Source organism: Xylanibacillus composti, assembly GCF_018403685.1.
Lineage (GTDB): Bacteria > Bacillota > Bacilli > Paenibacillales > K13 > Xylanibacillus > Xylanibacillus composti.
In genome coordinates this window covers 1-15,325 of the sequence record NZ_BOVK01000022.1, presented here as the reverse complement: position 1 = coordinate 15,325, position 15,325 = coordinate 1, and the positions used below count along the sequence as shown (strand labels likewise).

General features: G+C 50.2%; 13 protein-coding genes and 1 tRNA gene. 1 reads left to right on the top strand and 13 read right to left on the bottom strand.

Translation table 11 applies throughout. The features are described 5' to 3' along the window. Positions 1-36 precede the first annotated feature (36 nt). From XYCOK13_RS08790 to XYCOK13_RS08770, 5 genes are read right to left on the bottom strand one after another with little or no spacing between them, the layout of a single operon-like run. Positions 37-1,032 (bottom strand): substrate-binding domain-containing protein, encoded by a 996-nt coding sequence (locus XYCOK13_RS08790; RefSeq protein WP_213411770.1) that lies wholly within the window; start codon positions 1,030-1,032, stop codon positions 37-39. A gap of 22 nt (positions 1,033-1,054) precedes the next feature. Beyond that, positions 1,055-2,029, bottom strand: a complete 975-nt coding sequence (locus XYCOK13_RS08785; RefSeq protein WP_213411769.1) for an ABC transporter permease — start codon at positions 2,027-2,029, stop codon at positions 1,055-1,057. Next, on the bottom strand, positions 2,026-3,546 hold the full coding sequence (locus tag XYCOK13_RS08780; protein WP_213411768.1) for a sugar ABC transporter ATP-binding protein: 1,521 nt from the start codon (positions 3,544-3,546) through the stop codon (positions 2,026-2,028). The genes XYCOK13_RS08785 and XYCOK13_RS08780 overlap by 4 nt, the downstream gene beginning before the upstream one ends. Continuing rightward, positions 3,533-4,492 carry a ribokinase gene (gene rbsK / locus XYCOK13_RS08775; RefSeq protein WP_213411767.1) on the bottom strand — a complete coding sequence of 320 codons (960 nt, stop codon included), beginning with the start codon at positions 4,490-4,492 and terminating at the stop codon, positions 3,533-3,535. Before rbsK ends, XYCOK13_RS08780 begins: the two co-directional genes overlap by 14 nt. 33 nt (positions 4,493-4,525) lie before the next feature. Continuing rightward, positions 4,526-5,821 carry a DUF455 family protein gene (locus XYCOK13_RS08770; protein WP_213411766.1) on the bottom strand — a complete coding sequence of 432 codons (1,296 nt, stop codon included), beginning with the start codon at positions 5,819-5,821 and terminating at the stop codon, positions 4,526-4,528. 204 nt (positions 5,822-6,025) lie between these two features. On the opposite strand from XYCOK13_RS08770, the gene XYCOK13_RS08765 reads away from it, so the two are divergent. Further along, the gene (locus XYCOK13_RS08765; protein ID WP_213411765.1) at positions 6,026-6,865 is read left to right on the top strand and encodes a sugar phosphate isomerase/epimerase family protein; all 840 of its coding nucleotides are present in this window, start codon (positions 6,026-6,028) and stop codon (positions 6,863-6,865) included. 33 nt (positions 6,866-6,898) lie between these two features. Here the strand turns inward: XYCOK13_RS08765 and XYCOK13_RS08760 are convergent, their stop codons facing one another. The 8 genes from XYCOK13_RS08760 to guaB form a co-directional block, all read right to left on the bottom strand. Next, positions 6,899-7,642, bottom strand: coding sequence for a GntR family transcriptional regulator (locus XYCOK13_RS08760; protein ID WP_213411764.1), 744 nt, complete (start codon positions 7,640-7,642; stop codon positions 6,899-6,901). Positions 7,643-7,776: 134 nt separating this feature from the next. After that, positions 7,777-8,463, bottom strand: a complete 687-nt coding sequence (deoC, locus tag XYCOK13_RS08755) for a deoxyribose-phosphate aldolase (protein ID WP_213411762.1) — start codon at positions 8,461-8,463, stop codon at positions 7,777-7,779. A 396-nt stretch (positions 8,464-8,859) separates the two neighbouring features. After that, positions 8,860-8,949 (bottom strand) — tRNA-Ser (locus XYCOK13_RS08750). A 76-nt stretch (positions 8,950-9,025) separates the two neighbouring features. After that, positions 9,026-10,315: a serine--tRNA ligase gene (gene serS / locus XYCOK13_RS08745; protein WP_213411760.1), complete on the bottom strand. Its 1,290-nt coding sequence runs from the start codon at positions 10,313-10,315 to the stop codon at positions 9,026-9,028. A 38-nt stretch (positions 10,316-10,353) separates the two neighbouring features. Further along, positions 10,354-10,935 carry a pyridoxal 5'-phosphate synthase glutaminase subunit PdxT gene (gene pdxT, locus XYCOK13_RS08740; RefSeq protein WP_213411758.1) on the bottom strand — a complete coding sequence of 194 codons (582 nt, stop codon included), beginning with the start codon at positions 10,933-10,935 and terminating at the stop codon, positions 10,354-10,356. 33 nt (positions 10,936-10,968) lie between these two features. Further along, complete coding sequence (gene pdxS, locus XYCOK13_RS08735; protein ID WP_213411756.1) at positions 10,969-11,850, bottom strand: pyridoxal 5'-phosphate synthase lyase subunit PdxS; 882 nt, start codon at positions 11,848-11,850, stop codon at positions 10,969-10,971. A gap of 126 nt (positions 11,851-11,976) precedes the next feature. After that, positions 11,977-13,257, bottom strand: coding sequence for a D-alanyl-D-alanine carboxypeptidase family protein (locus XYCOK13_RS08730; protein WP_244865081.1), 1,281 nt, complete (start codon positions 13,255-13,257; stop codon positions 11,977-11,979). Between the two features lie 164 nt (positions 13,258-13,421). Next, on the bottom strand, positions 13,422-14,876 hold the full coding sequence (gene guaB / locus XYCOK13_RS08725) for an IMP dehydrogenase (RefSeq protein WP_213411754.1): 1,455 nt from the start codon (positions 14,874-14,876) through the stop codon (positions 13,422-13,424). Positions 14,877-15,325 lie beyond the last annotated feature (449 nt).

Sequence of the window (15,325 nt, the reverse complement as noted above, 5' to 3'; positions counted from 1 at the left end):
TGCCTCTCCTCCTGTTCATTCATTGTCAGACGACACTTATTCCTGCATGCTCAAAGCCTCTTCGACATTCTCTTCCGATACGAAGATAGAAGGCAGTTCGATCAATTCTTTGACATTCTCTCCATTTGCTACTTGAAGAGCAATTTGGATCGCTTTCTCCCCGTATTGATTTGGATAAATGGCCATCGTTCCCGCTATCCTGCCTTCTTGTATAGCGTGGAATGCATCGATCGTGCCGTCATTGCCCACGATCACGATTCCATTGCGGTTCGCCGCTTCAATAGCTTGGAGCGCCCCAAGAGCCATTTCATCGTTGGCTGCATATACACCATCAATTTCGCTGTGTGCTTGCAGCAGGTTCTCCATAACGGTCAGGCCTTCCGCCCGGTCAAAATTGGCGGACTGACTGGACAAAATTTCGATGTCTGGATAATCAGCCATCGCTTCTTGGAATCCCTGGCTGCGCTCTTGCGCTGTGCTGGTTCCCATTACGCCTTGCAGCTCCACAATTTTACCCGATCCCCCAAGCGCTTCGGCCAAGAACCACCCGGCTTCTTTCCCATGCTTCACTTCGTTATAGCCCAAATGCGTGACGATTTCAGCGCCTTCTACCATCCGGCCGGTTGTAATTACTTTCACCCCTGCATCATTGGCAGCCTGAATAGCCGGAAGTGCTCCAGCACTGTCAACAGGGTCCAGGATTAACACATCAATGCCTTGCTGAATCAAATCCTCGACGCCGCTTAGTTGCGTCGCGATATCATTGTTGGCGTTCACTACGGACAGCTTGGTGCCAACCTCTTCGGCTTCCTTCTCAGCACTATCCTTCACCGAGACAAAAAATGGATTATTCAACGTATTGATGACATAACCGATCTTAACCGAATCCGTGCCAGCTGCCTGGTTGCCGCCTTCCGCTTCAGTCCCATTGCCGTTGCTGTTGGAACCTGCATTCTGATTGGATGAATTGGCTGAGCAACCACTAACTACGAGCATGCACGCAAGAAACAGCAAAATCATTGTCTTTTTCATATGGATGTATCCCCCTAAATGCTTATTGAGTATCTGCGTTGATGAAGCGATCCAGCAATACAGCTACTAAAACAATCGCGCCTTTCACCACATCCTGATAGAACGGCGAGACATTGATTAAGTTCATGCCCGTTGTCAGGACACCGAGTAAGAGAACGCCGATCAGTGTTCCTCCTACACCTCCCTTCCCGCCAAACAGGCTTGTGCCGCCAAGGATGACCGCTGCGATTGCATCCAGCTCATAACCGGTGCCGGCAACTGGTGTTGCCGCCGATAACCGGGCGCTCAAGATGACTGCTGCCAGACCTGCTAGCAAACCGGAAACCGTATACACGATCATCTTATGTTTTTTAACGGGAATACCCGCAAGAACGGATGCCTTCTCGTTTCCGCCAATCGAATAAATGTAATGGCCATGCACGGTTTTGCGCAGGATGAAAAAGAATAGCACATACACGACCACTAGCAAAACGACAGGGAAAGGAATCGGTCCTATGTATCCTTGCCCTATGAATTTGTAAACAGGATCCGATACGATAATTGGATTCCCGTTCGTATACACTAACGTTATGCCGGAGACCGCCGTCATGGTGGCCAGTGTCACGATAAAAGGCGTCAGCTTGAAGTAGGAAACCATCACACCGTTAAACAAGCCGATCACAGCACCTGTCAATAAACCTGCGGCGATGCCGATTAACGGATTGCCGGTTCCCAACGTTACACTGGCTGATACGGCGCCGGACAATCCCACTATGCTGCCGACAGACAAGTCTATCCCTGCGGTTAGAATGACAAGCGTCTGGCCGACCGCAATGATGCCGACAATGGACACCTGTCTCAAAATATTAATCAAGTTCCCGGTTGTCAAGAAATTCGAGCTAAGCAACGAAAAGATAGCCACGACCAGCAGTAAAATCAACAACATCCCATAGGTTTGGATAAATTGAAGATATTTCGATGCCCGATTCGCTGGACTGGCTGCTGCTGATGTTGTCATTGTTTCACCTCTTTCTTTTCCCTTGCGCCAGATGCGTATTCCATTAGCAATTCCTCATTGGCTTCTTCCCGCTTCAATTCTGCAATCACGTTTCCATTGAACATGACAAGAATGCGGTCGCACATGCCGAGGATTTCGTCCGCATCACTGGAAGCAACCATTACGGCTCTTCCCTGATCAGCCAAGTCGGACAGCAAATGGTATATTTCTGAACGAGCGCCAATATCAATGCCTCTTGTCGGCTCACTTAAGAGCACAATATTCGGTTCGGTGTACAGCCATTTCCCCAGAATGGCCTTTTGCTGATTGCCGCCGCTGAGATTTTTCACCGGCTCGCGAATCGAGCTCAATTTGATATTCAAGGCTTCCACATAATGATTGGCGACCGATCGGATTCTGCCGTCCTTCTTGATCCCCCAGCGGGACAGCCGTCTCATAGAAGCCAAGGCTATATTAGATGCTGTTCCCTGTTCCAGAACCAGCCCTTCTTCCTTCCGATTCTCTGTAACCAGCGCAATTCCATGTGCCTTGGCCTTCGCCGGCGAATCCAGCCGGACAGCCTGATTCTGAATCCGGATCTCTCCCTCGTCATACTCTTCTGCGCCGAATACGACCTTGAGCAATTCTGTTTGTCCCGCACCAAGCAGACCGAACAGCCCCAGCACCTCGCCGGACCGGAGCTGCAAGCTTACCTGGTTCAAGACGTGTCCCTTGGTCACCTTGGACAATTCCAAGACGGGTTGGCCCGGCACCCGGTCCGAAGACGGATAATAGTGCTCCAACTGCTTCCCGATCATATGCTCGATGATCTTCTCGCTGCTGAAATCGCGTATCGGTCCTTCCGCCGTGTTCCGTCCGTCTTTCAGAATCGATACATAGTCGCAAATTTCTTGTATTTCGTCCAGCCTGTGCGAAATGTAAACCATTCCGATTCCCTTGTCTTTCAAGGAACGTATAACCGTAAATAGCTGTTCGGTCTCGCCTGTTGTCAATGTCGCTGTGGGCTCGTCCATAATAAGTATGTTTGATTCATCTGACACCGCTTTCATGATCTCCACCAGCTGTTGGTGTCCAATCGACAAGTCACGTACCCTTGCCCGCGGATCAAGCGGAATTCCGTACTTCCCCAGAAGCTTTTCTGTGCATGCTTCCAGCCTGCCCTTAGAGAAAAACATGCCCGCAGCATTGGCGCTGGCTTCTTTGCCCAGATAAATATTTTCAGCTACCGTCATCTCGGGCACGAGGCTGAGCTCCTGGTGAATAATGCTGATGCCGTGCCGCTTCGCATCCGCAGGCGACTGAATGCTAACCTGCTTGCCCTGAACGGTCACCGATCCCGAATCCAGAGTATATACGCCGGATATGATCTTCATCAGCGTAGACTTCCCCGCGCCGTTCGCCCCCAGCAGCGCATGTACTTGCCCGGACAGAAGTGTGAAATGGACATCTTTGAGGATGACATTAGGGCCGAACGACTTGCAAATATCATCCATCCTCAACAATTCAGCTTCGCTCATGGGACATCTCCTTGCGCTCAGCAAGAAATAACTCCACCTGCTCCCTTGTAGGCAGAGCCGGAATAACCTCTTTGCCAGTTACCGTATACGCGCCAACCGCACAAGCATACGCAGCTGCCTCTTGCAACGGCTTGCCTTCCGCCAGCGAAACAGCCAGTGCGGCATTGAACGAATCTCCGGCGCCTGTTGTATCCACCGCAGCAACCGGAACGGAAGGCAGCAGATAGGAAGTTTCTTCAAGAATGACCAGCGCTCCACGCTCGCCCATTGTCACAATAACAGCTTCCGGTCCTTTCGAAATAATGCTGCGCCCGAGCTGAATGCAATCATCATCGGTGAGCCTCTGCTCTGGCGGCAGTCCGCTCATAATCTTTAACTCTGTCTCGTTCGGAGTCACGTATGTTGCGTAAGGCAGCAAATCGTCCAATCTTTTTTGGGCAGGCGCCGGGTTCAGGATGGTCACCTTTCCTTTTTCCCGGGCGGTTTTCAGTCCATACCGGACAGTATCCAGACTGGATTCGAGCTGAAACAAGATGACATCCGACTGTTCGATTGCTTCCGCCGCGTTATCAATATCTTCGGGCATGAGTTCAAGATTGGCGCCGGGATCCACAACGATGCAGTTGTCGCCTTCCTTGTTCAAAAAAACAAACCCTACTCCTGTCATGGATGCACCTGTTCTTTTCAGATACGTCAGATCGATTTGCTCTTTCTTCAGCATGCTGATGGCGTCATCGCCATACCGATCCGTACCGACGCTTCCAATAAATCTTACTTCTCCGCCAAGCCTCGACGCGGCTACTGCCTGATTCGACCCCTTGCCTCCCGGACTCTCGCAAAATCCGTTGCCAAACAGGGTCTCCCCCCATGCAGGCAATCGTTCTGCATTCACAACGAGACCTACATTGTAGCTTCCTATTACCGTTACGCGTGCTCTACTGCCCATTGGTCGATCCCCCTTGCCCTGATGTATCGTCTATTATTGAGATTGTTTGGTGATCATGTGGTTGGCAATCTGCTTGATTTCCTCAATCTCCTCTTCGGAGACAGATTCCACTACACGTCTTACAAGACGCTCGCATTCGTCTTTGACATGACTGTAATCATCGGGGTCCTGGCCTCTGTTTTTCAGCACTTGCGACAACCACGTTTTGCCATAGCCCGTATGAATGGTCTCGTCCGCCCAGTCGAAATCCATATCATGCTGACTCATGCGATCCTGCATCCGTTCGAAATTTTTAATTCGGTCGATTTTCTTGCCGATGTTTTTCGATTCGAAATAAAACAGCATGCCCAAGCGATAGATAGGATCGTGTCCCTTGGATGAATCATAAATGTAAGTGCCCAATGGCAGCTCGTCATCCTCATATCCCCATGAGACCAGACGATCATAGCCCATCCGTACATGCCGGCTTTCGTCATATACCCACCGGGCAGCGTCAAACACAAACGACCATCCCAGCTCTTCTGCGAAGCTGTACAAGATAAAGCCTCCTGTCTCTACCGCCCACACTTCGTTAAAGTGACTGACTGCGCTTCGTAGCTGAAGCTGCATGCCAGTACCGTACGGGAATGCAGGATCTACGATATCCGGCCAATAGAAGCGAACCTTCCGAAAGCTGTCTTCTCTTGCCGGAACTTCCGCCGGCTCGTACTTGCCGGTCAGAGGCTCAATGGCAATCGCATTCGGAGCATCCAGTCCGAATCCCCCGACTTTCTGCAGCCAGAGATCCTGTTGCTTGATCCAGGCGTCCGCTTTTTCCACTTCCTCCTGCGGCACATCGCCTATGACGGAAGCCAGGAATTTCTCCAGGATGTCGATATGCCGAGTTTTCTCTTCTATTGCCACGCGAAGGAAGCGATAAGTAGGTCCGTCCCCGATCTCGTCCGCCACATTCAAGTAGGTTTGATAGGCGGAGCGCAGAGCGGGCTTGATTAATCTGGACATTACCATCATGAAGGCAATGGCGTTCGGTGCCAGATAGCACGAACGAATATAGTCTACAAGCGGCTGGTCTGTGCCGACTTCCAGCATGCGGCTCGGGAAGCGCAGTTCAATGACCCGCTTGCGCAGCATATCAGCAGTCATGGCATCTTCCCAGAGCATTTTGGGAATAAGCGTTTTCATTTCGAAATATGGAATTGCCGGCAGCCATCCTGCCTGCCCGATAATGCTTGCCTGCTCGATCAAATAAAACCGCTTCAGCATCACGGCCGTGTCTTGCCGCATAAAGGTGCCCCTGGCGTTACCGGTTAAGTAATGCGTTTCCGTCATGATGTCGATCACTCCTAACAATTATAATCATGATAATTATAGTATTACCATGTTGTTTATATACCTTTATATACGTCTCATATGTATAATAATTTCGTCGTGGCTATTTGTCAATCCTATTTCGCATATTTTTGATCCGTGTCATTGATTTATATGTTTATGATTGATAATATACCTCTATATACGTATTTTGGAGGAGATAAAATGAAGGAAATGGAAGTTCATCAGTCTTGGTGGGCCATGAGACAAGTGGGCGACGAGAAGGGGGAATGGTCGTTTGAGGAGAAGATCGAGCGCATCCATGCTGCAGGCTTCCAAGGCATACTGGGCAGACTCCCTTCTGCGGAGGAACGAACTGCTTGGAGACAGAAGCTTGATGCATACCAGCTGCGGTTTGGGATCGAAGCGTTCATCCATAACCCGGAGGAGGCCAAGGATTACTTGGCTCGTGCCGTTGATTTCGGCGTGGACTATATCAACGCGCAGGTGTCTACTTCTTTTGTAACCGGCGAACAGGCAATCTCCCTGCTGACACAGATTGTCGAACAAGCCGACACTGCCGGCATTCCGTTCTTTGTCGAGACGCATCGCGGCCGCATTACACAAGACTTGCTCCGCACTATTGCGTACGTGAACCAATTGCCGCAATTGCAGCTAACTATAGATTTTTCACATTATGTTTTGGCTGGTGAGATTCATCGCAACGTTGCGGACATTGACCCTTACTTTGAGCCGCTGCTGCGCCAGACCGCCAGCATTCATGGCAGAATCTCGAATGGCCAACAAATCCAGCTGGACATGAACGAGGCCCTGCGGCACCCTATGCTGAATCATTTTACTCGCTGGTGGGAGCAAGGCATGCGGCATTGGCTTGAATCTGCCTCACCCGGCTCCTTCCTGCCATTTGTTTGCGAATTCGGTCCGCCGGACTATGCCATTACCCAACATCGCAGCGGCGCTTTCGTGGAGACCTCTGACCGCTGGCAATCCGCATTGCAAATGAAGCGTTACGCCGAGCAGCTTTGGAAGGGGATAAAAAAATAGCCTGGTCCGCCCTCACGGGCGAGCCAGGACTGCTTACGTTCTGCGCAAGATGGAGGTCAACTTCATCTGATCGCTACGTATCCATACCTTGGAATATTCTAGGGGCTCGCTCTGATCGGAATAGGTCACCTGCTCGAGCAAAATGATAGGCGTCCCCTTTTCGATCTGCAGGAGCTCCGCCTTGCTTTTTGTTGCCCCTTCCGCTACGAAGGAACGTTTTCCCCAATGGATCTTGCTATTGTATTGTTGTTCCATAATCGAAAACAGCGTCTCGCTTTCAAAATCGACCCTATCCAGATCCGGAAACCGTTCGCAGGACAAATAGTTCTCCAAGTACATAACAGGGATTTCCTCCAGATAACGAATACGCTGGAGCCTATATACCTGATTCCCCTCTTGCATATTCAACACTTCTGCTACAACCTGGGATGCCGCCACACGCTCCACACTGACAACATGGGTAGTAAATTCATTCCCTGACTCCAGCAATGATTCCGCAGTAGATATGAGCCGCTCGGCTACCGGCGATTCCAGCTGCTTGCCCTTGACAAAGGTTCCTTTGCCGTGAATTTGCAAGAGAACGCCTTCATCGACCAGCTGCTTGATCGCTTGTTTCAAGGACCCTCTGCTGATTTGCAATTTATCGGCCAAGTCGGATTCTGAAGGAATTTTCTCATTAGCTTTCCATATTCCTGAGCTGATGTTTCCCCTCATCCAATTCTGTACTTGTACATAGATCGGCTCCGGCCCTGTTTTATTAATAATCGATTCCTTCATGAGTTTCACCTTTTATACGTATATATATATCACTATACCTTTACAGCACTTGCGTAGCAAGTATAGCATAGTTAGCTGGATTTGCCAATCTTCACTTCCTTATAAAATGAGGGGCTGTACAATTATTAATCTGGTTAATAAATACTGCTCTCTTCTCCCTCTCCCGTCACAATTTTCACACTTCCGCTTGTGCCGATTAGCTCCGCACCTGCATTTAGAATCTTCACAGCCGCGTCGAAATTGCGTATGCCGCCCGAGGCCTTCACGCCGACTTCTCCATTGGCAATTTCCTTAAGCAGCGCAATGTCCTCGACCGTAGCGTGGCCGCCCTGCCCCCAGCCGCTTGAATTCTTCAAGTAAGTTACTCCTGCTTCCTTAGCCAGCGTGGCAGCACGGATTTTCTCTTCGCGGTTTAACATGCCGAATTCCAGCATTATTTTTACCGTTTTTCCCTTCGCCGCTTGTACGACAGCAGCAATTTCGGCTTGAAACTCCGCTTCCTTGCCGCTTTTAAACCATCCGTAATTCGGCATAAAGTCGATTTCGTCCGCACCTGCATCGAACACTTCAACCACCTCAGCCACTTTGGACGAGGTCATCATGCCGCCCATCGGAAAACCAAGTGCCGTGCAAACTTTAACGCCGCTTCCTTCCAACTTCTTCTTCACAAAAGGGATCCAGCAAGGCTGCACCATTGCCCCGTCAAACTGATACGTTAAGCATTCCTCGACCACTTTGGCAATATCCTTCTCTGAAGCGTCTGGCGTGACGAGCGTGTGCTGGATTTTCTTTGCCACTTCTTGCGGAGTGTACGTTTTCATGATTTTTCAACCCTTTCTTTTCATTAAATACTTCCTATATAGTTTATATACCTCTATGGACGTCTATAGTATAATCTTTGTTCTTGTTCTTTGTCAACTCAGGAAACAGCTGTCGTCTGACTCGTACCTGCGCCTTCCTCCTCCATTGCGTGGGTTCGATCCCTTAAACCTCCCCGCACAAAAAAAGCCACCCCAAGGGTGGCACTTTTTATGTAACTGGCGGAGAGGGTGGGATACTCTTCGGGTACGCACCTTTCGGCGCGCTTGTCCCTTCGAGACTGCGATGCTCATTCAAAGATGCCCATGCTCCGACGCCCCCACGTCTTCCGTGGGTTCGATCCCTTAAACCTCCCCGCACAAAAAAAGCCACCCCAAGGGTGGCACTTTTTATGTAACTGGCGGAGAGGGTGGGATTCGAACCCACGGAAGAGTTACCCCTTCGCTGGTTTTCAAGACCAGAGCCTTCAACCACTCGACCACCTCTCCATATGAAGGCTGCATAAGCAGCCTTTATCAACATGCAAGAAGCATTTTACCATAACGAACGCCTCATGTGCAATGTCTATTTGCTGGACTTGGGCGTAATTGCTTCCACACCGCCCATATAAGGGCGAAGCGCTTCTGGAATGACGACTGAGCCGTCCTCTTGCTGATAGTTCTCCAAAATCGCTGCAACAGTTCTCCCCACGGCCAAACCGGAACCGTTCAAGGTGTGTACAAATTCAGGCTTGCCGGAAGCTTCTCTGCGGAAGCGAATATTCGCCCGCCGTGCTTGAAAATCTTCAAAATTGCTGCACGAGGAAATCTCACGGTACATCTTGGCGCTGGGCAGCCATACTTCCAGATCGTATGTCTTGGCAGACGTAAAGCCCAAGTCGCCTGTACACAGCGTCATGATCCGATACGGCAAATCGAGCAGCTGCAGGACTCGTTCCGCATTGCCGGTCAGCTTCTCCAGTTCTTCGTACGAATGCTCCGGCGCCACAAGCTTGACAAGCTCTACCTTATTGAACTGATGCTGGCGGATTAAGCCGCGTGTATCTCTTCCTGCCGAGCCTGCTTCCGAACGAAAGCAAGCACTGTATGCAACAAAATATTTGGGCAGATCCCCAAGAGACAAAATGTCGTCCCGGTGATAGTTGGTCACCGGCACCTCTGCTGTCGGCACGAGGAAATAGTCCGTATCCGTCAGCTTGAAGGCATCCTCCTCAAATTTCGGAAGCTGGCCAGTACCTGTCATGCTGTCCCGGTTCACCATATACGGAGGCAGCATTTCTTCGAAACCATGCTCGCTGCTATGCAAGTCCATCATGAAATTAATCAACGCCCGCTCAAGCCTTGCACCCAGCCCGCGATAAAACACAAACCGGGAACCTGCCACTTTCGCAGCTGCTTCAAAATCCAAGATGCCCAGTTGCTCCGCCAGATCCCAATGGGCCCTCGGCTCAAAATTCCATTCAGGAAGCGTCCCCCATTGACGCAGCTCTACATTATCTTCCTCCGATGCGCCAATCGGTACACTCTCATGGGGAATATTCGGGATTGTGAGCAAGATCCCCTGAAGCTGCTCTTCTATGGCGCGGATTTCTTCATCCAATCCTTTGATACGATCAGACACTTGCCGCATCTCGAGGATCAAGTCGTCGGCATTTTCACCGGATTTCTTCATTTTAGCGACTTCTTGGGACACGGTATTGCGCCGGTTCTTCAGTTGTTCGCTCTCTTGCAGCAGCTCGCGCCGCTTAACATCCAGCTCCGTGAAATTCCCTAATTCCGCCGCTGATCCACCCCGGTTCGCGAGAGCTTGTTCTACGGTGGCGATATCGGTGCGCAGCCTTTTGATGTCCAACATCCTGAAAACCCTCCTAATGCCGACGTAACTTGAATAAGTCAAGCTTGGCCAGTTGCTTCTCCAACCATCTTCAAAAAGTACTCATGCAAGCTGCTGTCATCCGTCAACTCTGGATGGAAGGAGCATGCCAACAAATGGCCCTCTCTAGCAGCCACCACCTCATCGTTCACACTGCAGAGCACCTCAACATTGCGGCCGACCTCTTTGATCAATGGGGCGCGTATGAATACGGCCCGGATTGATTGATTAAATCCTTGAATCGGCAAGTCGGCCTCGAAGCTCTCGCGCTGACGCCCAAATGCATTGCGCTGAACCTTAATATCCATTAACCCCAGATGGGTTTCCTCTTGTCCCTCGATGTCTTTGGCAATGACAATCAGCCCGGCACATGTGCCGAAAACAGGTTTCCCTTGCGCGGAGAACTCACGAATTGCCTCAATAAATCCATACGTGCGCATCAACTTGCCGATCGTTGTGCTTTCTCCACCAGGAATAATCATGCCTTGGAGGTCCTTCAGCTGCTCGGTACGCTTCACCGGAACGCCTTCCGCTCCGGCCTTCTCCAACATGCGAATATGCTCCGCTACAGCCCCTTGCAGAGCCAGAACGCCAATTTTCATGTCTGTTCCCTCTTTTTGTGTGTGAATGCCCGATTACCAGCCACGATCCTGCATGCGCTGGGATGCATCCAGACTGGAGATTTCAATTCCTTTCATCGGCGTTCCCAAGTCCTTCGAAATTTCAACGATATGGGCAAAGTCCGTGTAGTGGGTCGTTGCTTCTACGATCGCTTTTGCAAACTTCTCCGGATTGTCGGATTTGAATATTCCGGATCCGACAAACACACCGTCCGCTCCCAAGTGCATCATCAACGCTGCATCAGCCGGTGTAGCAACCCCACCTGCCGCGAAATTAACTACAGGCAGCTTGCCATTCTCGTGCACATAAAGAATTAGATCATACGGCGCTGCCAAATTCTTCGCTTCGGCCATCAGCTCATCCTTGGACATGCCCTGGATCTTGCGAATTTGCGACTGGATTAACCGCATATGGCGAACAGCCTCTACGATATTGCCTGTTCCCGGCTCGCCTTTCGTGCGCAGCATCGACGCGCCTTCGCCAATACGACGAAGTGCTTCGCCCAAATCCTTCGCCCCGCAAACAAAAGGAACCGTAAACTCCTGCTTGTTAATATGGAACACTTCATCAGCAGGGGTTAGTACTTCACTCTCATCGATATAGTCAACGCCCATCGCTTCCAGCATCTTCGCTTCGACATAGTGACCAATTCGCGCCTTCGCCATGACTGGAATCGACACAACCTTCATAACCTCTTCGACGACGCGCGGGTCCGCCATTCTGGCTACACCGCCAGAGGCGCGAATCTCCGCAGGAATTTTCTCCAAGGCCATAACTGCTGAAGCACCTGCTGCCTCCGCAATTTTCGCCTGCTCTGCTGTCATAACGTCCATGATGACGCCGCCTTTTTGCATTTCAGCCATACCGCGTTTAACTGTTGAAGTTCCCGTTTGCATCCCTAATTTCCTCCCGATTCTATTCATTATGCGACACCTGGTCGCTTTTACTCCTAACAAGACATTTTACAATATGCCTCAGCATTGCACAACTCCATACCTCTTAAAATAGGCAACACGGTTCATTTAGAACAAATTCTTGATTCCCCCGAACAGTTCAACGAAGAAGTTCTTGATTGCTCGGAAAAACAAGCGGAACCAGCTTCCTTTCTCTACATCTTCAGCCGCAACCAATTGGACAGTCTGCTGAACATCTGTAATGCCGCTGTAAGTGACAATCAGTTTGCCCAGTACATCTCCCTGTTCAATTGGAGCAATACGCTCGTCTTCCGGCAGAAGCTCGGTAGCAAACGTAATGTTGTCATCTCCCTCGCCTTTCCCAACAATGAAAGTGACGCCCGTTTCAGTGACTACACTAACTTCTGTTTCCTTGCCTTTTTTGATTTCGACTGTTTTGAGATCAGGCAGTTCCGATTTCGCTGGCATAATGGTTTTCATCTCGAAGTTATTGAAACCATAATCAAGCAGTTTGCGGGTTTCCCGGAACCGCTCGTCCTCGCTGCCCGTCCCCATTACCACGCTGATCAACCGCATGCCATTGCGTTCGGCCGTACCAGTGAAACAGTACCCTGCCTGGTTGGTGAATCCGGTCTTGAGACCATCGAGTCCGTCGTATGCATACTGCGCATAGTAGGCGGAGTCTTTCCAGCCCTCCAGCATTCTGTTCCAGTTGATCATCTGCGGGGATGTCTCATCGCCTTCCCGTTGGTAAGCGCGTGTCTGTTGGGAGTATTCAAGCACCTCTGGATGCTTGGTCACGATTGCTTGTGCCAGCAAAGCCGCATCATGCGCCGTCATAAGCGTCTCTCCAGGCACATTCGGAATATGATTGGCATATGCCTGCGGATAATCTTCTTTATTCAAACCCGTTGAATTGACAAAATGCGCCTGTTCCGACATGCCAAGCTCCCGGGCCGTCTGGTTCATAAGTTCCACGAAGTTGGTCTCGCTGCCTGCGATGAACTCTGCCAATGCTACGGAGGCGTCATTCCCTGAATAGATGGACATGTTGCGGAACAAGTCCCTGACTGAGTAGGTTTCGCCTTTCGCCAGCAATTGACCTGATCCGCCAATGCTGCCTGCGTATTCGGTAATCTGAACCTGGCTCTCCCATTCAATCTTCCCGGATTTGATGCTCTCCATCACAATGTACTCCGTCATCATCTTGGCCATGCTGGCTGGCGGACGGGGCACATCCTTGTTCACTTGATACAATACTTGCCCTGTCGTTGCCTCAATCAACACAGCAGCTTCCACATTGAGATTCAAATTAACTGCTTCTTCTGCCTCAGCTGTTGGGACAAGTACAGACAAAAAGCCGATATACATAAGTAAAAATGATGCCAAACAAAGTCGAACCACCGGTTTTTTTATCCGCGTCCAAGCCAACTTCCTTCACTTCTCCTATCCTCATGGATTTATTCAGTACCGTATTATTGTATCACAGGCACGTCCGCAAAAAAAGACAGACAGGCGATCTCCCATTTGTCAGGGGCCTGTCTGTCGGTTACTTATAAGGAGTAGTTCGGCGCCTCTTTCGTAATTTGCACATCATGAGGATGACTTTCGCGTAGACCGGCATTCGTAATGCGTATGAACTGCGCATCATTGATCAACGACTCGATATTCGGCGTACCGCAAAGACCCATGCCGGAACGCAATCCACCGACCAGCTGGAAGACGATATCGGCAAGTGGTCCTTTGTAAGGAACCCGGCCTTCAATGCCTTCCGGAACAAGCTTGGTCTCATTTTCCTGGAAATAACGATCCTTGCTGCCATCCTTCATTGCACCGAGCGAACCCATGCCTCTGTATACCTTGAAGCGGCGTCCTTGGAAAATCTCGGACTCTCCCGGACTTTCTTCTGTTCCTGCGAACAAGCTGCCCACCATTACTGCGCTAGCTCCCGCGGCAATTGCCTTCACAATGTCGCCTGAATACTTAACGCCACCGTCAGCGATGACCGGAACGCCGTATTCGCGCGCTACAGTAGCACAGTCATAAACGGCAGATATTTGCGGTACGCCGACCCCTGAGATAACACGTGTCGTACAGATTGAGCCTGGCCCTATACCGACCTTGATGATGCTAGCTCCCGCTTTAATAAGATCTCTTGCTCCTTCGCCGGTTGCCACGTTGCCTGCACAAATCGGCAAATCGGGATACGCCTCGCGAATTTTCTTGACAGTATTCAATACATTGATATGGTGACCGTGTGAGGAATCTACGACGAGCAGATCAACGCCTGCCTCCACCAATGCTGCCGCTCTGTCCATCGTGTCCTTCGATACGCCTACCGCTGCTCCTGCAAGCAGCCGGCCTTGTTCGTCTTTGGCCGCATTAGGGAACTGAATGGCCTTTTCAATATCCTTGATGGTAATGAGTCCCTTCAATTCATTGTTCTCATCAACCAAAGGAAGCTTCTCAATTTTATGCTGCTGCAGAATTCCCTCCGCTTGCTGCAGCGTAGTACCTACTGGCGCAGTGACCAGATTCTCCTTTGTCATCACTTCGCTAATCTTGATTGCATAGTCATGAACGAACCTCAAATCGCGGTTCGTCAAAATGCCGACCAGCTTGTTATGCTCGTCCACAATTGGCACACCCGAAATGCGGTACTTCGCCATAACCGCCTCTGCATCAAAAACATGGTGATCCGGTGTAAGGGAGAATGGGTTCGTAATAACGCCGCTTTCCGATCTCTTTACCCGATCCACTTCTTCCGCCTGCTGCTGAATCGACATATTCTTATGGATGATGCCTATGCCGCCTTCTCGCGCCAGTGCAATCGCCAGCTTCGATTCGGTGACTGTATCCATCGCAGAACTGACAAAAGGCACATTCAATTTGATCTTGCCAAGCTTGGTCGAAATGTCGATTTCCTTGCCGAACACTTCCGACCTGCCCGGCAGCAACAACACATCGTCAAATGTCAAACCCTCTTTGGCAAATTTGGTTTCCCACACACTCAAGTCCTCCTCGTTTCCTTCTATGTCCGTGTATATTAGTGCAATATTAGCAAAGCGGTTTTAGGCTGTCAAGAAAAGTTATGTCCGCTTGTGCAAAGCGTTGATTGCGTCTCGTCTAATCCCCTTAGTCTGGTGTATATGGCCTTTTCCCTCAGATGCCATTGAACTATAGATGTTGATCACTGCTATATGTAGTTTGTCAATATCGTCCACCGCATAATCATCCGCATTCAGATACACATAATGGAGTACGGAATGGGGTACGGATCTGTTATCTGCTCGGTTTCTTGCACGCTTTTCAGTTCAAATGTGTAAGGAACCCTACAAGAAACAGCACATAAACGATTAGCACAAAAAACGTGCGTACCACAAAAAGCGCGACCGCCTCTCATTCGAGAAACAGTCGCGCTTCGTGGGTTGCCTGGCAGCGTCCTACTCTCCCAGGA